General features: G+C 58.1%; 14 protein-coding genes and 1 pseudogene. 12 read left to right on the top strand and 3 right to left on the bottom strand.

The window, feature by feature from the left end; translation table 11 throughout:
• Positions 1–7: 7 nt before the first annotated feature.
• Positions 8–3,784: a gamma-mobile-trio integrase GmtZ gene (gene gmtZ, locus ACWCIA_RS06605; protein ID WP_454161801.1), complete on the top strand. Its 3,777-nt coding sequence runs from the start codon at positions 8–10 to the stop codon at positions 3,782–3,784.
• The gene (gene gmtX, locus ACWCIA_RS06600) at positions 3,774–4,442 is read left to right on the top strand and encodes a gamma-mobile-trio protein GmtX (RefSeq protein WP_454161800.1); all 669 of its coding nucleotides are present in this window, start codon (positions 3,774–3,776) and stop codon (positions 4,440–4,442) included. The genes gmtZ and gmtX overlap by 11 nt, the downstream gene beginning before the upstream one ends.
• A gap of 169 nt (positions 4,443–4,611) precedes the next feature.
• Here the strand turns inward: gmtX and ACWCIA_RS06595 are convergent, their stop codons facing one another.
• A complete protein-coding gene (locus ACWCIA_RS06595; RefSeq protein WP_454161799.1) occupies positions 4,612–5,190 on the bottom strand; it encodes a hydrolase in 579 nt (192 codons plus the stop codon).
• 828 nt (positions 5,191–6,018) lie between these two features.
• Here ACWCIA_RS06595 and ACWCIA_RS06590 point away from each other — a divergent pair.
• Positions 6,019–6,285 (top strand): annotated as a pseudogene (locus ACWCIA_RS06590) (ArsC/Spx/MgsR family protein); the annotation flags it as partial.
• Positions 6,282–6,998 carry an arsenical resistance protein ArsH gene (arsH, locus tag ACWCIA_RS06585; RefSeq protein ID WP_454161798.1) on the top strand — a complete coding sequence of 239 codons (717 nt, stop codon included), beginning with the start codon at positions 6,282–6,284 and terminating at the stop codon, positions 6,996–6,998. The pseudogene ACWCIA_RS06590 and the gene arsH, both read left to right, overlap by 4 nt.
• 53 nt (positions 6,999–7,051) lie before the next feature.
• Here the strand turns inward: arsH and ACWCIA_RS06580 are convergent, their stop codons facing one another.
• Entirely contained in the window at positions 7,052–7,384 is a 333-nt protein-coding gene (locus ACWCIA_RS06580; RefSeq protein ID WP_454161797.1) for a YnfA family protein, read from the bottom strand.
• Positions 7,385–8,118: 734 nt separating this feature from the next.
• On the opposite strand from ACWCIA_RS06580, the gene ACWCIA_RS06575 reads away from it, so the two are divergent.
• From ACWCIA_RS06575 to ACWCIA_RS06550, 6 genes are all read left to right on the top strand, one after another.
• Complete coding sequence (locus ACWCIA_RS06575) at positions 8,119–9,285, top strand: TolC family protein (protein WP_454161796.1); 1,167 nt, start codon at positions 8,119–8,121, stop codon at positions 9,283–9,285.
• Positions 9,282–10,541 (top strand): efflux RND transporter periplasmic adaptor subunit, encoded by a 1,260-nt coding sequence (locus ACWCIA_RS06570; protein WP_454161795.1) that lies wholly within the window; start codon positions 9,282–9,284, stop codon positions 10,539–10,541. The genes ACWCIA_RS06575 and ACWCIA_RS06570 overlap by 4 nt, the downstream gene beginning before the upstream one ends.
• Positions 10,542–10,555: 14 nt before the next feature.
• Positions 10,556–13,720: a CusA/CzcA family heavy metal efflux RND transporter gene (locus ACWCIA_RS06565; protein ID WP_454161794.1), complete on the top strand. Its 3,165-nt coding sequence runs from the start codon at positions 10,556–10,558 to the stop codon at positions 13,718–13,720.
• A gap of 630 nt (positions 13,721–14,350) precedes the next feature.
• Positions 14,351–15,328: a cation diffusion facilitator family transporter gene (locus ACWCIA_RS06560; protein ID WP_454161793.1), complete on the top strand. Its 978-nt coding sequence runs from the start codon at positions 14,351–14,353 to the stop codon at positions 15,326–15,328.
• Positions 15,325–15,921, top strand: a complete 597-nt coding sequence (locus tag ACWCIA_RS06555) for an SIS domain-containing protein (protein WP_454161792.1) — start codon at positions 15,325–15,327, stop codon at positions 15,919–15,921. The genes ACWCIA_RS06560 and ACWCIA_RS06555 overlap by 4 nt, the downstream gene beginning before the upstream one ends.
• 80 nt (positions 15,922–16,001) lie before the next feature.
• Positions 16,002–17,999: an LTA synthase family protein gene (locus ACWCIA_RS06550; RefSeq protein WP_454161791.1), complete on the top strand. Its 1,998-nt coding sequence runs from the start codon at positions 16,002–16,004 to the stop codon at positions 17,997–17,999.
• Between the two features lie 99 nt (positions 18,000–18,098).
• Here ACWCIA_RS06550 and ACWCIA_RS06545 read toward each other — a convergent pair whose 3' ends face one another.
• Entirely contained in the window at positions 18,099–20,522 is a 2,424-nt protein-coding gene (locus ACWCIA_RS06545; RefSeq protein ID WP_454161790.1) for a heavy metal translocating P-type ATPase, read from the bottom strand.
• Between the two features lie 90 nt (positions 20,523–20,612).
• Between ACWCIA_RS06545 and cadR the strand changes: the two genes are divergently transcribed.
• Together cadR and ACWCIA_RS06535 are read left to right on the top strand one after the other, a co-directional pair.
• Positions 20,613–21,083: a Cd(II)/Pb(II)-responsive transcriptional regulator gene (cadR, locus tag ACWCIA_RS06540; RefSeq protein ID WP_454161789.1), complete on the top strand. Its 471-nt coding sequence runs from the start codon at positions 20,613–20,615 to the stop codon at positions 21,081–21,083.
• Positions 21,084–21,181: 98 nt separating this feature from the next.
• Positions 21,182–23,083: an FTR1 family protein gene (locus tag ACWCIA_RS06535; protein WP_454161788.1), complete on the top strand. Its 1,902-nt coding sequence runs from the start codon at positions 21,182–21,184 to the stop codon at positions 23,081–23,083.
• Positions 23,084–23,158 lie beyond the last annotated feature (75 nt).

The following is a 23,158-nucleotide window of genomic DNA, read 5'->3' as shown; positions in this document are numbered from 1 at the left end:
ATTACTCATGACAAAAACCAAATTTGAAAACGGCGATGCGGTTTCACATCCTGATCAAGTCCTACAGGAATTACAAGCACGAACCAAGGATAAACCAAGGGTCGGCTCACTGGGAAGTAAGCGCAACCTTGAACTTATCCATAACGCCTGTCGTAAACAATATGAAGCCGGTAGCCTCGACTTTTCTCCATCTGTCATCGCAAAAAGTCTCACCGAACTCGGCACTACATTTTTTGTCAATAAGGGCCTTTCAAGGGCGCCCTATCGCGACTTGATGAGAGCATGGGCGACGTTTGCAGGAGGACATACACGGTCGCTACGCGCACTGAAAAGCATCGATGCGCTAGAAACCGGAGCTAAGTACATTGACGCCTATTTCCGAAAAATCGGATGCCTGCCGACTTTTCGAATGATTTTCGAGGAAGGCGTTTCGACCTCAGTAGGTGAAGGTCAGTCTCAGGGCGCCCGCACAGTTCGCGTGCATGCTTGTATGAAAAGATGGCAGGAAGCGCAAAAGGAATGCATCTTAGACGATGTCGGAAGCGTTTGTGACGCGTTATTTGAAAAAACGGGATCCGTCCCGTCTTTGATGCTCGTACGAGAAACGCGAAAGAACACGGCGGTTAATCTAAGCGATACCCAGCTAGAAGATTCAATTGAACACTGGCGGCGATATCGATTTGCAATGGATTTGTGGAAGTACGCACCCACAGCCGACACAACTCGCTTCCGATGGCTGTTACTGCATCCAGAATTATGCGAATGGAGACCCATTCTTCTCGAGTTTCTCGAAACAAAAATTAAAGAACGGCAACGAAAAGCAACTTACCTGGCACTGCATAATTTTTTTTACGAATACCTGTTCCTTCAAGCGCTGCGGCTCACTCCTAAGTCCTTCTTGAGCAAAGGATATAAGCCGCCCCCAATCGCCGAGGTTTGTATGAAGGAACTGGCAGCGGGGGAGGTTTTCAACCGATGGCGCTCTATTAACGTAATGCTCGAGTACGCGCTCGACCAAAATGGTGCGTTTGCATTAGTCGACGGACAAGGTTATCGGGTACGCAAACAGGAATATGAAAATACGTTTCCTCCGATCGCCGGCTCTAGATTTGACACAGTGCGAGGTGCAAACAACAAAATATTGATCCCCCTCGGCGCGCTAAAGGATTCCGAACTAACGTTTTTGACAGATATAAACCCGCAACTTGAGCAGTGGCGTATTTATGGTGTAGGCTGGTTAGCGTCCATGAAGGCAAACCTCGGGGCCGGTTATAACGCTGTCAAGCAGCTCGTCGTTGACTACATTGCCTCCTTACGTCTCCCTGCAGACCCGTCTACATTGCTGTCTGTAGAATGGCAGCGTCAAAATGAGATTCCCTCTTATGCTGGAACTGCACTGGAAACACTTGGCTCGAAACATGCCCTTCCACAATTCTCGAAAGCGATAGAGTTTATCGATTATGTGCTAATTACGCATTATTCGGCTGAAGATGACTTTGGTAGACGCACCGTTTCCGGAGACTTCCGTAACTTCCTCCTCCATCAGTTCGGCGACCTGCCGCGTAGTGGTGGTACGAATGGGACACAGTCGAACAAGGATGTGCTGCCGACCCGCTATCTGAAGTATATGCGTGAGATGATCTGCCCGAATGGTGCAGAGTATTTTCGTGACCTCAAGTGGGCCCACGATGCACTGCCATTTGGAGATTGGTTCGAAGTCCATCCCGATGTAATTGATAAGGAGGATCCAGATTGTGTATGGCGAGGGCGATTAGTTTATGGAAAAAATACTAGAAAACAGGGTTTGAAACACCATGTGATCTACGAGATTTGGTCACCTGTACGAGCAGTCGGGATATTAATTAAGCTTGAGTTACCTTTGCGTACGCTTCAGGTGAGAATGCTGGACAGTGGAGAAGCTGATACCTGGCGGTTTGGCGGGAGCAAACTGGAGAAAAATCATCGGGGTGAATGGATCTATCGAGCCGGAAAATTCGAAAAAAACAAAGGCCCGCTCGTTTCTGATATCGGTAAAACTGAAAGGCACGCGGGAGTTTTTCGTCGCATGCCGGATGCAAACTCCGGAAAGGTTTTTGCAGGCCTGTATATCAATACTAATAAAACGCAAGATCGTGGCAAAGAACGTTGGGATAGAGGATATGTAATCCCTTGGCAGCATGGCAAAGTTTTGTATTGGTGTGAACGGCTACGCAAATGGCAGGAGAAGTATAACAAGCTGGCGCGTTTGGTGCCGTGCATGGAATTATCCGAAAAAATCTTTGGAAAAAAAACAGATCTTCAGAAAAGCCAAATGGGAAGTATGGCCTTTCTTCTTCGCGATCCAGCGGCCTGCAAGGGCGAGAACGCTTGGCCTATTCCTGAAGGGAAGCTAGCAATCTTATGGGTGCGGATGTTAGAGAAGTTAGAAGAACTCTGCGCCGAAACCGGCCAGCTATCTGCTGATGGCTCACCGCTGCGCTTTATAAGCAAAAACGACGACGCAACTACTCCAGTACTGTATTCGTTGCATTCCCTGCGCGTTTCCTTGATCACGCATCTAGCGACGGATGGCGGTATCGAGATGAGCATCCTCTCTGAGTGCATTGCCGGACATGCAAGAATTTTGATGACACTCTACTACAAGAAATCTGGAATTGTGTACGTGAGTGAAGCGATGGATGCTGCATCCGAACGGTTGGAAGAGGAAACGGTAGAGCAGAAGAACTGGGTGCGTTGGATGAAGGACGCGACGTTAAGACAACTAGAAGTTAATTCGGCCAGCGTCGATCTGTCTGTTTTGCAAACAGTTCAAGACGCACTGAGTCAAGGTGGAGTCAGTCTGCTGAGGACAAACTTGGGTCTATGCGCGAAGGGGGGTATGGGATGTAGCGATGGTGGGATTTATGTGGATGAAGACAGTCAAGCAGTTTCGTATGGACCGACTCCGGGTTATCCACAACAGAAGAACTGTGTACGCTGTAGATGGTTTCTGACCGGCCCTGCATTTCTCCAAGCATTAGTGCACCATTGGAACCTGCTCCACTACAACCTGGGTGACAGTGGCGAGCGTTACCTCCAAATGTCAACTGATATTACAGAGCTTGAGACTGAGATGCTGTCTTGTCAGAAGAATGGCATTAGATTTAAAGAACAGACAAGATTAGAGAGCTTGCGACATCAATTGGCCGTTATTTACGACGGCAATGAAAAACTTGCCGCCGATTCTCTTGCAACCATGAGGCTGATCATTCGTTGCAAAGGGATTATTGACCTCGCGAGTACTCACGACGACGAGGTTGTTCTCCTTTCTGTAGGAGGAATGGATGAGGTAACGATTAATGTGCGCGAGTGTAGCGAACTGGAACAAGTATTGACGGTAGCAGTAGGGTCTACAATTTACGTCGACGAAGAAGCGAACCGAGCGATGCTAAAGGCTGGAAACGCCTTTGATCGCATGCTGTCGATGAATGGGAAGGAGCCAGTTTTTTTCAAACTGGACGACCGTGAACTGCCCTTAGTAGTCTCTCACATGACGCGATTGTTGCGAGCCTACACCGGCAGTATTGGAAACGCGATCCCATTTATTGAAGGGATCGAACAGTTGTCAGAACTTGGATTAATCGGAGATACCGAAGAAATTTTGAGCTTGGCGTCAGCTGGAACGCCAATCCAGCTGTTAGGGCGCAAGCAGGAGCGTCCGATCGTCTTTCAGCGGAAGGAGAACGCAAGGCTTTCTACGCTTCCTCATGAAACTTCGGCTTTTGGTGCAACAGATGGCAGTTAACATTAACCCACATCCAGACGAGATCCTGGCACGTCTTAAAGCTGGCGCTAAGTCGCTGCGGACAGTTAAATCATTAGACCTAATTCATCTTGCTTGCCGAGAGCAGTTTGAGCGAGGCAGTCGTGATTTTAGTTACAGCATGATTGGACAACTTTCGGAAAACGCAGGTGGCCCAAAAGCACAACCCATCCGCAATAAAAGCGGTGCCGTTTATCGAACCTTAATTGACGCTTGGGCTTGTCTCGCTGACAAAAAATCGAGCCCATCTGAGAAATTGAAACCCAGCCGACTGGAAGACGACGTCTTATCAATGATAAACGACTCAGTTGCTCGGATCCTAGTGCAGACGTATATTTCTGAAAATAGAAAGCTTAAGAACGAAAATCAGGTTCTGAAGCGCATCGCCAAAGATAACGTGGTGATTAGTCTTTACGATAGACAAAACACTCCTTTAAACGAAACCGCTACACACACCGCCTCATTGCTTGAGCAGGAATTGGATGCTTTACGGGACGCACTCAGTTCGGAGACGATGCGTAGACATGGCTGGAGCACTAATGTAGAGAACGGCGCAGTTACCAAAGGTCCTTTTATTGTCTTTAAACCCGGTTTCGCGACAGCGATAAAAAAAATTCTACTAACATTTGGAGCAGGATGAAAGGTTTCTTACTGCGAAATGACAAGAGTTTATCCAATGTCCACAGAAGAAAAAATTTCCTTCGCTGGCTACGTATCTATCGTCCAATTGCTGGTCAAGTAAATTCACGCAATAAAGACGCAGAAGCCTTAGCGATCGCCGCACAGCTAGCAACTCCCGTCAACAAACCTTATGTCGTGCCCTTCGCTGGAAAAGAAATTGCCAAATTCCTCAGTTCTTCGAAGCGCTCCAAAAACAAACGGTATGCCTTGTCAGGCCCAACCGGAACGATTTTACATGGATGGGGGTCGGGAAGGTGCCCCCATTCTAGCCATGCCGGGGGCAGCAAATCCCGCAATTCTGTCGCCATTGAGACTAGATCGGCATTCTTTATTAATGGATTGTCGTCATTGAAGCCGAAACGGCGACGTAATGCGTTCTTTACTGGCTCAATATGCGATTTTACGTATTCACGCCCCAACATTACTTTCACAGGAGACGGCCAATCGCCCAGGAACTCTTCACAATCGTGTAGCAATGCAGCATAAGCAAGGGATTCCGGAACAAGACGAGACACCATAACCGAGTGCTCGGCAACTGAATACCAAGGCCTTGCAGCGCCGCCCCACCGGGGTTGCGAGGCTAGGCACAGGGCGATATCAGAAATCGGCAATCCTGTGGCGTCCGGAGCTTGCAGATCAAGGACGTATCCTGATGGTAGCAAAATTGACGTACGTCCATCCGGTTTATCTAATAATTCAAGTTGCATTGTGTAATGTTGCCGTTTGTCAGTAGTGTTATCGCTGTATCCAGTAGAGAAGCTGTGCCTGATGCATTTTGGAGCCCAAGTTCTGTCGTTATCCTACATCGATGTAGTATCGTCGAACTGAAAAGTTTGGTGTGAGACGATAGAAATCGTCTGGGCAGCCCATTGGTCTAGAACGGTTGCCTGTAGGGTCACCGCCGACACGGGTACGCTACCTGCATGGTCTGTCCAGTAGGGGATCGCCGCGGTCGACACCGGGATGGTCCGAGCGGTCAGCGCGCGATGCCGCCAGTTGCAGCGAGTCGCCCGCGTCCCCTAGTGAGGTGGATACATCGGTCACGACTGGTATCCCTCCGCGATCGTACCCGTCTTGTCCAAAGCACGCGAACGCACTTTGCCGCCCTCTTCAAGATTGAGGTCACCCTTTATGAGGATCCCCGTGCTGGCTGCTGCGGCAAGAGCACTAACGACTGTCATTGGGGTCGAGATAACAGGAGCACACGGACGGGCGGTCACGAGCAGGACAAACGCCTTGTGACTCCATGGCATCCACTGCGCCGCCAAACCCAGCGTCGGGAAAAACGGTGACTGCAAGTGCTGCGCGAACACGGCCTTAGTGTAGACCTTCGAGAACTTGTCGACAAAACGCTGAAGCGGTGCGCAACTGGGATCGGAAGCGGCCGGCTTGGGGGCTGCGAGGCTTTCCCAACACTTGGTTCGAAGGCTTGGTCCGGCGCCGAAGCCCGTGATTTGATGTTTGTAGGGTTTATTGCTGGGAGTGTGACGTATGGTCGACCTTGCAGGTTCGTACTTCTTATTTAACGAGAGGCCTCTGTGCGCGAGGCTGTGCGGGAGAAAGGCACGCCTTTCGTCGAGCTTGGCCTCGACAACCCCGCCACCACCGACGACCAGCTGATCGATGCGATGCTGGCGCACCCGATACTGATCAACCGCCCGTTCGTGGTAACCCCAGCTGGCGTCCGCCTGTGCCGTCCTTCCGAGGTCGTACTGGATATTCTGCCGCTGCCGCAACAAGGTGCCTTCACAAAAGAAGACGGCGAGGTTGTCATCGATGCAGAGGGAAAGCGAATCAAATGAGCAAGAGTCCAAACCTCCCCAACATCCAGCCGGAGCTGCTCGACATGCCAACTATCGAGAAGCTCGCACCGGTTGGCGACATGAACCACCCGCCGCGCATCCTGATGCTCTACGGCTCCCTACGCGAACGCTCCTTCAGCCGCTTTCTCACATACGAGGCCGCGCGTATCCTCGAGCAGTTCGGCGCCGAGGTGAAGATCTTCGACCCAATGGAATTGCCGATGGTCGGCAGCGTGCCGGAAACCCACCCGAAAGTGGTCGAGCTGCGCGAGCTGTGCCTGTGGTCCGAGGGTCAGGTCTGGTGCAGCCCGGAGCGACACGGTGCCATTACTGCGGTGATGAAGAACCAGATCGACTGGATTCCACTTGAGATGGGCGCAATCCGCCCGAGCCAGGGTCGCACCCTGGCAGTCATGCAGGTCTGTGGCGGCTCGCAATCCTTCAATGTGGTCAACACCCTGCGCCTGCTCGGCCGCTGGATGCGCATGTTCACGATCCCGAACCAGTCCTCGGTGCCGATGGCCTACAAGGAGTTCGACAACGAGGGGCGCATGAGACCCTCGGCTTACTATGACCGCGTGGTCGACGTCATGGAGGAGTTAATAAAATTTACCCTCTTGACGCGGGGTCGCACGGACTATTTGACAGACAGGTACAGCGAACGTAACGAGCGCGCCCAGAAAGCGATCGACCGGCAAATACAAAAAATCTGAATCGTGAAGGAAATCAGGCGCCCCCGTCCTGATTTTCCTTCGACACATCTGTTTCAGCTCGCCTTGCTCCACCCGGAGACAATGATCGCCATGCCGAACAAGGCAATTGCTGCCCCTGCCCAGTCCAGTGTCGATAACTTCACCCCATCGACGAATCTCAGCCAGACCAGGGCAGTTGCGACGTAGACGCCGCCGTAGGCTGCGTACACTCGCCCACTAGCTGCTGGATGCAGAGTCAGTAACCAGACAAAAATCGCGAGACTGGCCGCTGCCGGCACCAGGAGCCAGATCGAGCCTCCCTTGCGCAGCCATAGGTAAGGCAGGAAGCAGCCGACAATTTCGGCGATGGCGGTGGCGACAAAAAGCAGTGTGGTTTTCAGTATCAACGCAGTTCTCATCCAGTAGCAACACTGCAGCATTATAGATGGGCACCATCTTGCTGCGCTCGCTCACCAGCCTACCGCAATGAGGCGCGGAAGCAAAACGATGCCCCATGCTATACTTTTCTCCATGGCTGCCCGACGCTTCATCTACCTCGTCCTGACGATTCTCGCTCTTCAGCTCAGCTGGAGCGTGGTCGCTGCGTATTGCGAGCATGAGTCGGGCCGTGCCGCTCAGCATTTCGGACACCACTCGTCCGACGCCGATGCTCATAAAGTCGCATTCGACGGGAAGGACCAGCCCTCTGGCTCGGCGAAGAAAGCAAGCGTGCATTCGCACTGCTCGTCCTGCGCCCACATCTCGCTGTCCTTCGATGCTCTCCCAGTTGCTGTAGCGATTCTGGAGCCTGCTCGCCTCGTGTCGTCGGCTACTTCGCTGCACTATTCTTCCTTGTTCTCCGATCGGCCCGAGCGGCCTCAATGGATCTCCGCCGTCTGATTCGGCGGCAGATCGTATACATCCACTCATCGTTGTGCGGGAGGCCGGAAGGCCATCCCGATACGTCTCGCTGCTGAATAGCCTTCGCTTTCAATAACCGGAGTTATTCATGCATTCCAAGTTTTTCGTCCTCGGGGCGGCTGTGCTATTTGCACAGGCGCTGCCGAGTGCTGCGCAGATGACAGCGCAGCCAGTTTCACCTGGGGCAACCCGGCAGCCCGCCCCGCCCACGAGCTCACCCTTGACGCTCGAGCAGGCCGTTGCCAAGGCGCTGGCCGCCAATCCAACACTGCGCGCAGCCGCCCTCGACGTGGCGATTGCCGAGGGTGCGCGCCGCCAGGCCGGCGTGTTTCGCAATCCAGAGGTCTCGTTCGTTCGCGAGGGAACCCAGCGCGGCACCCGCACCCAAACAGTTCAGCTTAGCCAGGTGCTCGAACTCGGAGGCAAGCGCTCCGCCCGCATCAGACTCGCGGAAAGCGAGCGCAGCCTCGCCGCAGGAAACCTTGGCGTTGCGCGCACCGACTTGCGCGCCGATGTCACCACCGCCTATTTCGACGCACTTGGTGCGCAGGAGCGGCTGCAAGTGGCCCAGGCTTCGCTCGACGTGGCCGGCAAGGCTGCCTTTGCAGCGGAAAAGCGGGTGGCGGCCGGACGCGTGTCGCCTGTCGAGCAGGACCGCGCTGGCGTTGCCCAGGCATCGGCGCGGCTCGAGCTTGCCCAGGCCCAGAGCGAACTGTCCATCGCCTTGCACACGCTGGCTGCGTACTGGGGGGAGACCAGCGCGGTATCGCAGCCCCTCGCGATCCCCGAGCTGGACCTGGCGCCTGCGCCGGCACTGGACGAGCTGCAGCGCCGGCTGGATGCCTCGCCCCAGCTGCGGCGCTCCCGCCTGCAGGTAGAGCGCGAGGAAGCGCAGGTCGGCCTCGACCGTTCCCAGCGCATGCCCGATCTGACGCTCATTGTCGGCAGGCAGAAGGATGACGAAATCGGTCGCTCGCAAACCGTGCTCGGCGTTTCGGTACCAATTCCCTTGTTTAACCGGAACCAGGGCAGTCTCCAGGCGTCGCTCTCCCGGGCTGAAAAGGCACGTACGGAACTCGAAGCGGAGCAGCTGCGCCTGCACCAATCGCTGACCGCCGCCTACCAGCGGGCACAGCTCTCCCGCGAACAGGTACGCACGATGCGCCAGGACATTTTGCCAAGGGCACAGCGCGTGTTCGATGCGGCCGTCACAGGATTTGAAGCAGGCAAGTTCAGTTTCCTCGACGTCCTCGATGCCCAGCGCACGCTCCTGCAGACCCGCACCCAGTACATCCAGGCGCTGTACGACCGCTACCGTGCCGTCGCAGACCTTGGCCGCTATGTCGAGATCGACGGCGCCACCTCGAACAACAGGATCTCCCCATGAAGCTCAACATCGACAAAAAGTCCGCCTTCTCCATCCTGGCCGTTGTGGCCGTAGGTATTGTTCTTGCGATTGCCATTCTGTTCTGGAAAAAAGACGCCCCTTCTGGTGATGGCGAAACCGAACACGCTGAGGAGACGACGGAAAAATCCGCTGCTAAAGACGGGCAGGCTGAAGGCAAGGAAGAAGCGCATGCCGAAGGCAAGGAAGAAGGCCACGCCGACGCCGCGCCCGGCCTGGTCAAGATGACGTCCCAGCAAATCCAGAGCGCCGGCATTGTTACCGCCAAGGCAAGCCCGGCCAGCGTCGACACGGCCGTGACCCTCCCTGGCGAGGTGCACTTCAACGAGGACCGCACGGCGCACGTGGTTCCCCGTGTCGCCGGTGTCGTCGAATCGGTCTCCGCCGCGCTTGGTCAGGACGTCAGGAAGGGCCAGGCACTGGCCGAGATTGCCAGCCCGGAGCTCGCCGAGCTGCGTAGTGCTGCCCTCGCGGCCGACAAGCGTGTTGGTCTCGCGCGTGCAACCTACGAACGCGAGAAGAAGCTGTGGGAGGACAAGATCTCGGCCCACCAGGATTTCCTGCAGGCAGAGCAGCAATACCGCGAGGCTCAGATCGAAGCCCAGTCGGCGCGGTCGAAGCTGACCGCCCTGGGCGCCGGCTCAGGCTCAGGCGCCCTGAATCGCTATGTATTACGCGCGCCGTTCAACGCCGTGGTGGTAGAAAAGCACCTTGTCCAAGGCGAGGCCGTCAAGGAAGACGCCAATGCCTTCGTCCTGTCCGACCTGTCGAAAGTCTGGGTACAGATTGCGGTCAGCCCGAAAGACCTGGGAACGATCCGCGTCGGCCAGAGCGTGACCATCCGGTCCCCGGCTGGCGGCGAAGCAGTCAACGGCAAGGTGAGCTATATGGGCAACCTGCTGGGCGAGCAGACCCGGACTGCGACCGCCCGCGTCGTGGTCGATAACCCTGGCCTCGTCTGGCGCCCCGGCTTGTTCGTGAACGTGTCGGTGGTACGCGGCAAGAAGGAGGCGGCCGTCACCGTGCAGGCAGACGGCGTGCAGACGATCGAAGGCAAGCCGGTCGTGTTCGTCAAAGCGGCGGAGGGCTTCCAGGCCCGGCCAGTCACCCTCGGCGCGAGCGACGGCAAGGTCGTGGAGATCGTCCAGGGCCTGGCCGCCGGTGCCGAGTATGTTGCAACGGGAAGCTTCGTTGTGAAGGCCGAGCAAGGCAAAGGCAGTGCCGAGCACGAACACTGAACGAGGAACCAGACATGTTTGAACGAATAATCCGCTTTGCCATCGAGCACCGATGGCTCGTCATGGTCGCCGTCGTCGCGATGGCTGCTGTCGGCATTTACAACTACCAAAAGCTGCCGATCGACGCAGTTCCTGATATTACCAACGTCCAGGTCCAGATCAACACCTCGGCAGCCGGCTATTCGCCGCTCGAAGTCGAGCAGCGCGTCACCTTCCCGATCGAGACGGTCATGGCCGGCCTGCCTGGCCTGGAAGAGACCCGCTCGCTGTCGCGCTACGGCCTGTCGCAGGTAACCGTCATCTTCAAGGACGGGACGGACATCTATTTTGCCCGCCAGCTTGTCAACCAGAGGATTCAGGAGGCGAGGGAAAACCTGCCTGGCGGGGTTGTGCCGATGATGGGACCGATCTCCACGGGCCTCGGCGAAATCTACCTGTGGACGGTGGAAAGCGAACCCGGTGCGAAAAAGCCAGACGGCACCCCTTACACGCCGACAGACCTGCGTGAAATCCAGGATTGGATCATCAAGCCGCAGTTGCGCCAGGTGGCCGGCGTTACCGAAATCAACTCGATCGGTGGCTACGCCAAGGAATACCTGATCGCGCCTGACCCCGCCAAACTCAGTTCCTATGGGCTGTCGCTGTCCGACGTCGTCGGTTCGATCGATCAGAACAACAATAACGTCGGCGCTGGCTATATCGAACGCCGCGGCGAGCAGTTCCTGATCCGGGCGCCCGGCCAGGTGCGCACCCTGGACGATATCCGCAATACCATCCTCAGCAACGTCGACGGCGTCCCGATTCGGGTACGTGATGTCGCAACCGTCGATATCGGCCGCGAACTGCGCACCGGCGCGGCGACCGAGAACGGCCGCGAGGTCGTGCTGGGAACGGTGTTCATGCTCATCGGCGAAAACAGCCGTGCGGTGTCCCAGGCGGTGGCCGCCAAGATGGTCGATGTCAATCGCTCGCTGCCGAAAGGCGTCAAGGCAGTGACGGTGTACGACCGCACCGTGCTGGTCGACAAGGCCATCAATACGGTCAAGAAGAACCTGCTCGAGGGCGCGGTGCTGGTGATCGTCATCCTCTTCCTGTTCCTCGGCAATATTCGAGCGGCGATCATCACCGCGATGGTGATTCCGCTGGCAATGCTGTTCACGTTCACGGGCATGGTGTCCTACCGGGTCAGCGCCAACCTGATGAGCCTGGGTGCGCTCGACTTCGGCATCATCATCGACGGCGCGGTCGTCATCGTCGAAAACTGCGTACGGCGCCTCGCGCATGCTCAGGAGCAGCACAAGCGCGACCTGACCCTGACCGAGCGCTTCCACGAAGTGTTCGCAGCTGCCAGGGAAGCACGGCGTCCCCTGCTCTTTGGTCAGCTCATCATCATGGTCGTCTACCTGCCGATCTTCGCGCTCTCTGGCGTCGAGGGCAAGATGTTCCATCCGATGGCGTTCGCCGTTGTGGCGGCACTGGTCGGTGCGATGATCCTGTCGATCACCTTTATTCCGGCCGCAGTTGCCCTGTTCATCGGCAAGCGCGTTACGGAGAAGGAAAACAGGATCATGGGCATGGCCAAACGCGCCTATGCACCGATGCTCGAAAAGGTGATGCGCAACGCCGCACTGGTCATCACGAGCGCAATCGTCCTGGTCCTCCTGTCGGGCCTGCTGGTCACGCGTCTTGGCAGTGAATTCATCCCGAGCCTGAACGAAGGCGACCTGGCGTTGCAGGCGTTGCGCATTCCCGGGACCAGCCTGAGCCAGTCCGTGGAAATGCAGAAGAAGGTGGAAGCCGGCCTGAAGGCGAAGTTCCCCGAGATCGACCGGGTGTTCGCCCGCACCGGCACGGCGGAAATCGCGTCGGACCCGATGCCGCCGAACATCTCGGATGGCTACATCATGCTCAAGCCCGAATCGGACTGGCCTGCACCGAAGAAGAGCCGCGCGGAGCTGATTGAAGCGATCGAAGAGGAAACGGAAAAGTACGCCGGCAATGCCTACGAATTTTCCCAACCGATCCAGTTGCGCTTCAACGAGCTGATCTCCGGCGTGCGCAGCGACGTGGCCGTCAAGGTCTTTGGCGACGACATGGATGTGCTTGCTTCGACAGGCCAGGAAATCGCCGAGGTTCTCCAGCGCATTCCAGGCGCGGCCGAAGTGAAAGTCGAGCAGACGAGCGGCCTGCCTATGCTAACCGTGAACATCGATCGCGAGAAGACGGCGCGCTATGGCCTGAACATTGGCGCTGTGCAGGAGGCGTTGGCGATCGCGACTGGCGGGCGCGAGGCCGGCACCATGTTCGAGGGCGACCGCCGCTTCGACATCGTCGTCCGCCTGCCCGAGACGCTGAGGGCCGATCTGGACGCGCTCAGGCAGCTTCCTGTCCCGCTGCCTGCCAAGGAGGGCAGCCCGACGTCCTACATTCCTTTGGGTGAAGTGGCGACGCTCGAATTTACGCCCGGGCCGAACCAGATCAGCCGGGAAAACGGCAAGCGGCGCATTGTCGTGAGCGCCAACGTGCGCGGACGTGATATCGGCACCTTCGTGCCCGAAGCCGCGGCTGCCATCGCCAAGCAAGTCCAGGTGCCCCCGGGTTACTGGACGAGCTGGGGCGGCACCTTCCAGCAGCTGCAGTCGGCGACCGCGCGCCTGCAGGTGGTCGTGCCGCTTGCCCTGTTCATCGTGTTCACGCTGCTTTTCATGATGTTCAACAACGTCAAGGACGGCTTGCTAGTGTTCACGGGAATTCCATTCGCCCTGACTGGCGGCGTCATCGCCTTGGCCCTGCGCGGCATTCCGATGTCGATATCGGCAGCGGTCGGCTTCATCGCGCTATCCGGCGTGGCGGTCCTGAACGGGCTGGTGATGATTTCCTATATCCGCACCTTGCGGGAGGAAGGCATGGGCCTGGACCGGGCGATTACACATGGCGCGTTGACACGGCTGCGACCAGTCCTCATGACCGCCCTCGTAGCATCGCTGGGCTTTGTACCAATGGCCATCGCAACCGGTACCGGTGCCGAGGTACAGCGGCCGCTGGCAACCGTTGTCATCGGGGGCATCCTGTCATCGACGGCACTGACGCTGCTCGTTCTTCCCCTGCTCTACCGGCTTGCGCATCGCAAGGATAGCGATGAGGTACCGGTGCAGAAGGCGAAAGTCCTCGTCCATTAAGCGTACTGGGCCGCGAGGATTTCTTGCGGCCCAGCCAGGGAGAACAAAATGCGTCGAGACAACCGCAAGGGGTGCGCTTGCAGAACCCGTCGGCTTGTAGGGCTGGACTTGGCTGCGCACGGGGTAGCTCTTGTGAGCTGCGCGACTGGGGGAATCGTTCTTGAAAGCGTCGTCCTGATGGGAGCAGCCTCACATCAAGTGGCCAGTGTCGGATTTCGCCTGTACTCGACAGAGATCACGGACGAGCAGACGCCGGATTGAACTGCTGTTAAACGGACGGTGCGTCGATTGATATCGAAGGAGGCGATGAATGAAGCTACAACAACAGCCCGCAGAGGCACTACACGATTACCTGTTCGAAGTGATCGGAATCGGAGGCCTCGTTTTGTTCGGCGTGATGATGGTGTTCTTCGGTTGGCTCAAGTACAAGGATCGAAACAATTCCGCAAGGACCAAACCGCGAAAGGGCTCAAAACCGAAGGCAAAGCGAAAGTAGTGCGCTCCTGGCCAACGCAGAGCCGCACAACGATATGGCGGTCCGGTATCCGACAGGGTGTTTCGACGGTACGGGACTTCCTTCGTTGATTTAAGCAGGCAGGACAATCAAAAACACGACACAAGGGGAAGACGATGGGTTCAGGACATTCTCATGCAGCACAGCCAGGCCAGAACGAGCGACCTCTCTGGATCGCGCTCATCCTCACAACGGCATTTCTGATCGCTGAAATTATCGGTGGCATTCTCACCAACAGCCTTGCCCTGATCTCGGATGCTGCGCACATGTTCACCGACAGTGCAGCGCTGGCGATCTCGCTTGCCGCGATCCGCATCGGCAAACGGCCGGCAGACAGCGCGCGCACCTTCGGGTACTACCGCTTCGAGATCCTGGCGGCCGCACTCAACGCCATCCTTCTGTTCCTGGTGGCGATCTACATCCTGTACGAAGCGTACCAACGCCTGAACAACCCGCCGGAAATCCAATCCGGGACGATGCTGCTGGTTGCCGCGTTTGGCCTCGTCGTCAACCTCATCAGCATGCGGCTGCTCTCCAGCGGCAAGGACAGCAGCCTGAACGTCAAGGGCGCGTACCTTGAAGTATGGAGCGACATGCTCGGCTCGATCGGCGTCATCATCGGTGCCCTCGTGATTCGGTACACCGGCTGGGCCTGGGTCGATTCGGCCATCGCAGTTGCCATCGGGCTCTGGGTATTGCCGCGCACTTGGACGCTACTCAAGGCGAGCATGAACGTGCTGCTCGAAGGCGTTCCGGAAGGCCTCGGCATCGACGAAGTGAAGGAAGCGATCACCGGCGTACGGGGTGTGGCAAGCGTGCACGACCTGCATGTGTGGTCGATTACAAGCGGCAAAGCCAGCCTGACGGTACATGTGGTCCAGCGTGACGACGTCACCGATCCGCAGGCCTTGTTGCTTGCTGTCCGCCAGCTAGTCGCCAGCAAGTACGACATCCATCACAGCACCATCCAGATCGAAACGACGCCCTGCGAGCAGGCAATCGAAGAGCATACCTTCGGTCCGGCAGCAGGTCATGACCATGCCGAGCATGCGGAGCACGCCGGCCACCATGAGCATGAAGGAGAAAAGCGATGATTGATCATATCAGGGCAAACCTCGTCGAGGCGCGCGAAGCGCTCGATCGCCTGATCAACGACGCCACCCAGCTCGCAAATATCGAGGCAGGGGCCGCCCTCCTGATCGATTCGCTGCGCAGTGGGCGTCGTGTCATTTCATGTGGAAACGGCGGCTCGATGTGTGACGCGATGCACCTGGCCGAAGAGTTGTCAGGACGGTTCCGCGAGAATCGTCCCGCCATGGCGGCCGTGGCCATCAGCGACCCGAGCTACATCACCTGCGTCGCCAATGACTATGGATACGACCAGGTCTTCGCCCGCTTCGTCGAGGGCAACGGCGGGCCTGGCGATGTCCTGTTCGCGATCAGTACGAGCGGGAGCAGCCCGTCCGTTGTTCTTGCCGCGCAGGCAGCCCGCGCCAAGGGAATGAGGGTAGTCGGGCTGACTGGACGGTCGGGATCGCAACTCGAGCAATGTGCGGATGTCTGCATCTGCACGAGCGCCGGACGCTACGCTGATCGGGTGCAGGAGCTCCATATCAAGGTCATCCATATCCTGATCGAACTGGTCGAGCGGGCACTTCAGCCTGCGAACTATGAACAGCCACGTTAAGTAACGCCATCCGAAAAATCACAACCTTTAGGACCCCCTTGCCCCGCAATGGTGGTCCTTTCGATCTCGCTGGTAGCAACATGAAGAAATCCGATACACAAGTACACTCCTTGTTCCACGCAGGCGCCGCACGGCTGGCGCACTTGACAAGCTGGGCCGGGCCATATGTGACCATCCTGCAAATGGCGTTGCTCGGCTTTGTCATGCTCTCGCTTTCCCGCTTCACAATGATGGTGTGGCAATGGGACCGGGTCCGGGCAAGCGGCATTCCAGGCGAAATGCTGCTCCAGGGAGCACGGGCTGACCTGATTTTGCTGGGCTATTTCATTGCGATTCCATTGCTGCTCGCGCCACTGCTCGCGCACCCTTCTCGCGCATCAATCTGGAAAGGGTTTACGAGCTGCTGGGCGACGTTCGCACTGATGTTCATCGTGTTCATGGAATTGTCGTCCCCGCAGTTCATCATGCAGTACGACGTGCGGCCAAATCGCCTCTTCGTCGAATATCTGTCCTATCCACGTGAAGTCTTCGCCACCCTGTGGAATGGCTTTCGCACCGCTGTCATACTCGGCATCGGCACCACGGTCGCCTTGACCGCCCTGTTCTTCTACGTGTTCAGGCACGCGGCTTCGGGCATGAAGTTCTGGCCGGCCCGTACCTTGCTGCTGACTTGGCCACTTATCTGCCTGGTGGTATTCGCGCAGGTTCGCTCCACCACTGGCCATCGGCCTGCCAACCCAGCCTTGTTCGCCCTTACCGGCGATGCAATGGTCAACTCCTTGATCATCAACTCGGGATGGTCTGTTCTCGATGCCGTCAACTCATTGCGCAAGGAGGCGAACTCGTCTGAAATTTACGGCAGCATCCCGACAAGCCAAGTCCTGGCTGAAGTAAAAGCCGCTCCTTGGCTGCGCGACCATGTCTTCTCGAATAAAGATTTGCCTACGCTCCACCGGCAGGAAGCGGCAATCAAACGCGACCGTCCCCTAAACCTTGTAATTGTTTTACAAGAGAGCCTTGGGGCCACCTTTGTCGAATCGCTGGGCGGCCTTCCGGTAACGCCTGAGCTGGAGAAACTCAAAGGGGAAGGCTGGTGGTTCGAACAGCTGTACGCGACAGGGACACGCTCTGTCCGCGGGATCGAAGCGGTTGTCGCGGGTTATCCGCCGACGCCGGCCCGTAGTGTCGTCAAACTCTCGCTTGCACAGCAGAATTTCTATACCTTGGCGGCCGGTTTGGGCCAGCAGGGCTATCACACGGAGTTCGTCTATGGGGGCGAAGCGCATTTCGATAACATGCGCAGCTTCTTTACTGGCAACGGTTTCCAGCAAATCGTGGACTTGCGGCAGATGTCTCCCCGGTTTGTCGGGAGTTGGGGTGCTTCGGACGAAGACCTGTTCGATAAATCGCTTGAGCGCCTCCAATCCCTGCATGCACAGAACAAGCCCTTCTTCAGCCTGATTTTTACGTCATCCAACCACGAGCCCTTCGAGTTCCCAGACGAAAAAATCGAGCTGTATGAGAAGCCCAAGCAGACTGTCAACAACGCAGTGAAGTACGCCGATTTCGCACTCGGAAAGTTCATCAGGGAAGCCAGGAAGCAGGAATATTGGAAAGATACGGTCTTTCTGATCGTGGCAGATCATGACAACCGGGTATATGGCAACGCGCTGGTACCGATCAAGAAATTCCATATTCCCGGACTGATTCTTGGTGCGGATATCAAGCCCAAGCGCATCGGGACGATCGCGAGCCAGGTCGATCTCGGTCCTACCTTGCTTTCACTACTCGGGGTCTCGAGCGAGCACCCAATGATCGGCCGGGATTTCGTCAAGGATGACAGCACGCCCGGACGTGCGCTCATCCAGTTCAACAACTACTTTGCATGGCTCGACGAGAAGTCCGCCACCATCTTGCGTCCTGGCCAGTCACCGTTGATGGGCCGGTACGACAGTGAGACAGGAGTGCTGGACGTCAGCGCCGACGCGCCGCCTCAAGCCGAAGTAGGCAGGGCGATGGCACATGTAATGCTGCCTTCATTGCTCTACCGCGAACATCGCTACAGACTGGCGCAGTAATGGCGGCGTGATGTGCAAGGCTGCCCGGGCCTGTGGACCGGGCAGCAGAGCCGGCTCGCGCTCGCGGAACGTGCGGCAGTGAAAAGCGGACTGTTCGAGCTACCGGGTTTTCAAGCGCAGCAGGCGCAGGCCATTGAACACGACAAGCAGGCTCGCGCCCATGTCCGCAAACACGGCCATCCACAGGGTAGCCGACCCTGCAATAGCGAGCACCAGGAACACAGCCTTGATCAGCAAGGCTGCGACGATGTTCTGCTTGAGGATGGTAGCCGCCTGCCTGCTCAAGCGAATGAACTGCGGGATCTTGCGCAAATCATCATCCATCAGCGCGACGTCGGCTGTCTCAATTGCTGTGTCGGTGCCCGCTGCGCCCATTGCAAACCCGATATCGGCCTTGGCCAGCGCCGGAGCATCATTGATGCCATCCCCTACCATGCCGACGGTGCCGAATCGCGCTACCTCGTCATTGACGGCAGCGAGCTTATCCTCGGGCAGCATGTTCCCCCGGGCGTCGTCGATGCCAACCTGCCTTGCAATCGCCGCAGCCGTCACCGCATTGTCGCCGGTGAGCATAACCGTCCGGATTCCCAACTGATGAAGCTGGGCCACCGCTTCGCGGCTGGTTTCACGAATGGTATCGGCCACCCCGATCACCAGCAGTGGCGACGTTTCATCGCAGAGGACAACCGCCGTCTTGCCTTCACCCTCGAGTTTCGACAGGATGCTTTCCGTCGCGGCACTGCAGATGCCGAGCTCCTCGACCAGTCGGTGATTGCCGAGGTAGTACCACTTGCCGTCGATCCGCCCTTTGGTGCCGCGGCCGGTCAGCGCCTCGAACTCGGTCACGGCAGCGAGCGGCAGGTCCAAACCCGAGTTTTGCCAGTGGCGACTCACTGCGGTCGATACCGGATGGTCGGACCGGTCCGCGAGCGCTGCCGCGAGCTGCAGATGGGTCTGTGCATCGCCTTGCAGGGGCAGCACGTCCGTCACCTCAGGCTTGCCCTGGGTGATCGTGCCGGTCTTGTCGAGCGCGAGCGAGCGTAGTTTGCCGCCCTGCTCCAGGTAGACGCCGCCTTTGATGAGGATGCCGGCGCGGGCTGCGGCAGCCAGGCCGCTGACGACGGTCACCGGGGTCGAGATCACCAGGGCGCAGGGGCAGGCAATCACCAGCAGCACGAGTGCCTTGTAGATCCAGGGCATCCATTCGGCGCCCAGCATGAGCGGCGGTACGAGAGCAACGGCGAGCGCGATGGCGAATACGATAGGCGTGTAGATGCTGGAGAAGCGGTCAACGAAACGCTGGGTCGGGGCGCGGCTGCCTTGCGCGTCCTCGACCGCGCGGATGATGCGCGACAGGGTCGAGTTGCTGTGACCCGCAGTGACACGGTATTCAAAAGAGCCGGTTTCGTTGATGGTGCCGGCGAACACCTTGTCGCCGACCGTCTTTGGTACCGGCATGCTCTCGCCCGTAATCGGCGCCTGGTTGACGGAAGACTGGCCAGAGGTCACTTCCCCGTCCAGGGCGATCCGCTCGCCGGGAGCGACACGGGCCAAGGCGCCGATCGCGACCGCGGTGGCGTCCTGTTCACTCCAGCTACCGTCGTCCAGACGCACGCTGACCCGCTCGGGCGTCAATGCCATCAGGCCCTGGATGGCGTTTCTCGCCCGGTCGAGCGAGCGTGCCTCGATCATCTCGGCCACCGCGAACAGCACCATCACCATTGCCGCTTCCGGCCACTGCCCGATCAGTACCGCACCAGTCACGGCGATCGACATCAGGGCATTGATATTGAGATTGCGGTTCTTGAGCGCGATCCAGCCTTTCTTGTACACCCCCAAGCCAGTCGTCGCGATCGCAAGCAACGATAGCAGGATGACTGGCCACCAGTTCTCATCGCCCGTCGTCCACGCAACGATTTCGGCGCCGATCGCTGCGGCCAACCCAAGCCCGAGGATCGCATACTGCCGCTTTCGGGAGGTGGGAGGCGCCGCCTCGGCTCGTCCTTGTCCGGCCTTGATGAGCACCGCCTGCATGCCGATGGACGTCAGCGCATCCTGGATCGCCGTTGCTGGCCCGCTGTGTCTGACGCTCAAACGGCGCTGGACGAGATTGAAGTCGAGCTGTTCAACCTGCGGCAGGCCGGACAGCTTGCTACGGATGAGCGCCTCCTCGGTCGGGCAGTCCATGTTCTCGATCCGGAAAACAGTACCGGCCGCTGCCCCGCTTTCGCCACCAGCTTGCTCCACCACCGGGTCCATGCCGACCGCACGTACCGCCGCAAGGATCGGCTGTGGGTCGCCGAGGCTGTGCTCCACCCGCAACCTGCGCTGGACAAGATTGAACTCCAGCCTTCCGACGCCTTCGATGCGCCCAAGCGCTTGCCGCAGCAGCCCTTCTTCTGTCGGGCAGTCCATCTGATCGATGCGAATGAGCAGCGAACGGTCTTGGGTTGAAGGCAAGGTACCCGTGGTCTCGATTGGCGCAGACTTCGCACAGCATGACTTGGCCTGGCATTCCGACATGACGACTCCTTGAGAACTGTGTATAGTTCGCATTGAACACCCTGTAGCGGGTACGGGGTCAAGCACTAAACCAACATAACGGGATTTTTCTTGAAAATTGGCGAATTGGCGGAACGCTCAGGCTGCCTGGTTGAAACCGTCCGCTACTATGAGCGGATTGGCCTGCTGGCCCCGCCCGAGCGGGCGTCGAACAATTATCGCGCCTATAACGAACTTCATGCCGAGCGCTTGCTGTTCATCCGGCACTGCCGCGCCCTGGACATGACACTCGATGAGATCCGGATGCTGCTTGATTTTCGCGAGACCCCCGGGCACAACTGCGAGGGCGTCAACGCGCTGCTCGACAAACACATCGGACACATCGTCGACCGTATAGCAAACCTGTCGATACTGGAGACGCAGCTCAGGAACCTCAGGAGCCGGTGTGTCGCCACCGACAGCACGAGGCCATGCGAGATCCTGCATGCGCTTGGCACTTCAGACGCCGGCGACGAACCAGGACGGCATGGCGCGATTGGCGAGTCCAATCTTTCCGCCCCAGCCAGCGAACAACAGGGATAATGCGCTTGACCTTCAAGTAGCTAGAAGGTGTTAAATGTCAGGTTCTCGTACATGAAGACAAGTGCCCTGATATGAAGTACTCCATTTGGCGTCGGCTGATGGCCCTCGTCGTGTTCTTTGGTTGCGTGATCGGCGCGACCCACGCAAACCCCACATCGCGAGAGGCAGAAGTCCGCCAGCTCTGGCAGTTGCTTGACTACGTTGCCGTAGACTATGCTGGCGCCGTCCAGAACGGCGCGATCATCAGCGAACTGGAATATGGCGAAATGCGGGAGTTCTCGACGCGGGCGCAAAACCAGGTGCAGGCATTGCCTCAGCATCCCTTGCACGCAGAACTGGCAGATGCCGCCTCGAGACTGAAGCAGGCGGTCGAACGGAAGGACTCACCGCAGCAGGTTTCCCAGCTTGCGCGGGAGGCAAACCGTTTGCTTCTGCAGGCCTACCCCTTCCCTGTTGCGCCACGCGCCATGCCCGACCTGGCCCGCGGTGCCGCGCTTTACCAGGCGCAATGCGCTGCATGTCACGGCGCGACCGGCGCCGGCGATGGCGCACTTGCGGCCACGCTCGAACCCAAACCAATCGCATTTACGGACGAGGAACGAGCCCGCTCCCGTTCCCTCATGGCGCTGTATCAGGTCATCAGCCAAGGCGTCGAAGGCACCTCGATGCCAGCCTTTGCAAGCCTGTCCGAGCATGACCGTTGGTCGCTGGCGTTTCACGTCGGCACTTTGGCGTTCAAGGACACGGATATCGCAGCGGGAGAGTCCGCATTCGCACAGAACAAGGCCGCGTCCGCCACCATTTCCGACATGAACACCCTTGTGACGGCAACCGAAGAAGAACTGGCGAAGGCAAGCTCACCGTCAACCGTGCGAGCCGTTCTGGCGTACGCACGCACCCATCCCGAGGCGGTACGGGTGCAGCAGGAACGGTCGGGCATCGCCCTTGCGCGCAAGCTGCTGCAAGACAGCCTGAATGCCTTGAAGAATAATCAGCGGGCGAAGGCCACCGAGCTCGCTTTATCGGCCTACCTGGACGGCTTCGAACCGCTCGAGGCGACGCTCGACGCGACCGACCGCCAACTCCTGGTCGACGTGGAACGAACCATGCAGCTGTATCGAGGCGCGGTTGCACAAGGCGATGTGCTGCGCGCGACCGAATACGCCCAGCAACTGGACGGGTATTTCGTCCGCGTCGAGGACCTTACCGGCGCGAACAAGACCGATGCGACGACGGTGTTCGTCGGCGCTCTGACCATTCTCCTGCGCGAAGGCGTCGAAGCCCTGTTGATCGTGATCGCGATGGTCGCGTTCCTCCGCAAAGCGGAGCGTCCTCAGGCGCTGCGTTACGTGCACGCCGGCTGGATCTCGGCGCTGGCCGCAGGCGCGTTGACCTGGCTGGTAGCCACCTATATGGTCAGCATCAGTGGCGCAAGCCGCGAAGTGACCGAAGGCCTGTCGTCGCTCTTCGCCGCGGCGGTATTGCTGTCGGTCGGGCTCTGGATGCACCAGAAAGGCCAGGCCGGACAGTGGCAGGCCTATCTCAAGCAGCATCTCACTGCGGCCATGGAGAAACGCTCCGCATGGGCCTTGTTTGCCCTTGCTTTCATCGCGGTATACCGGGAAGTCTTCGAAACAGTCCTGTTCTACTCGGCGCTCGCGGCCGATGGCAACGGCCCTGCACTATTGGGAGGGTTCATTACGGGCCTGGTCCTGCTGTCGGTAATCGCTGCCGTTTTCCTGCGTACCAGCGCACGTATGCCGATCGGTAAATTCTTCTCGTTCAGTTCCGTGCTGGTGGCTGTCCTGGCGGTGGTCCTGGTCGGTAAAGGAATCGCCGGGCTGCAGGAAGCCGGGTGGATGATGGCCACGCCAGTCACTGGGCTGCGCGTGCCCGTGCTTGGCATTTACCCGACCATACAGACCTATGGAGCGCAGCTGGCCCTGCTTCTCGCAGCGGGCCTTGGTTTTGGATTCAATTTGGTAAAAGCCCGCAGATAATCAGCTCGACAAGGAGCAATCATGATCAGGAAGACAATCTTTACCGTTCCATGTGCTGCGCTCGTTCTCCTGGGT

The sequence above is a fragment of the Massilia sp. SYSU DXS3249 genome (assembly GCF_053668055.1).
The sequence above is the reverse complement of the archived record's forward strand: the minus strand, read 5'-3'. Positions and strand labels throughout refer to the sequence as shown.

Coding starts and splice junctions, on each gene's coding strand:
- gmtZ (WP_454161801.1), top strand. CDS start 8: ATGACAAAAACCAAATTTGAAAACGGCGATGCGGTTTCACATCCTGAT.
- gmtX (WP_454161800.1), top strand. CDS start 3,774: ATGGCAGTTAACATTAACCCACATCCAGACGAGATCCTGGCACGTCTT.
- ACWCIA_RS06595 (WP_454161799.1), bottom strand. CDS start 5,190: ATGCAACTTGAATTATTAGATAAACCGGATGGACGTACGTCAATTTTG.
- arsH (WP_454161798.1), top strand. CDS start 6,282: ATGAGCAAGAGTCCAAACCTCCCCAACATCCAGCCGGAGCTGCTCGAC.
- ACWCIA_RS06570 (WP_454161795.1), top strand. CDS start 9,282: ATGAAGCTCAACATCGACAAAAAGTCCGCCTTCTCCATCCTGGCCGTT.
- ACWCIA_RS06565 (WP_454161794.1), top strand. CDS start 10,556: ATGTTTGAACGAATAATCCGCTTTGCCATCGAGCACCGATGGCTCGTC.
- ACWCIA_RS06560 (WP_454161793.1), top strand. CDS start 14,351: ATGGGTTCAGGACATTCTCATGCAGCACAGCCAGGCCAGAACGAGCGA.
- ACWCIA_RS06555 (WP_454161792.1), top strand. CDS start 15,325: ATGATTGATCATATCAGGGCAAACCTCGTCGAGGCGCGCGAAGCGCTC.
- ACWCIA_RS06550 (WP_454161791.1), top strand. CDS start 16,002: ATGAAGAAATCCGATACACAAGTACACTCCTTGTTCCACGCAGGCGCC.
- ACWCIA_RS06545 (WP_454161790.1), bottom strand. CDS start 20,522: ATGTCGGAATGCCAGGCCAAGTCATGCTGTGCGAAGTCTGCGCCAATC.
- ACWCIA_RS06535 (WP_454161788.1), top strand. CDS start 21,182: ATGGCCCTCGTCGTGTTCTTTGGTTGCGTGATCGGCGCGACCCACGCA.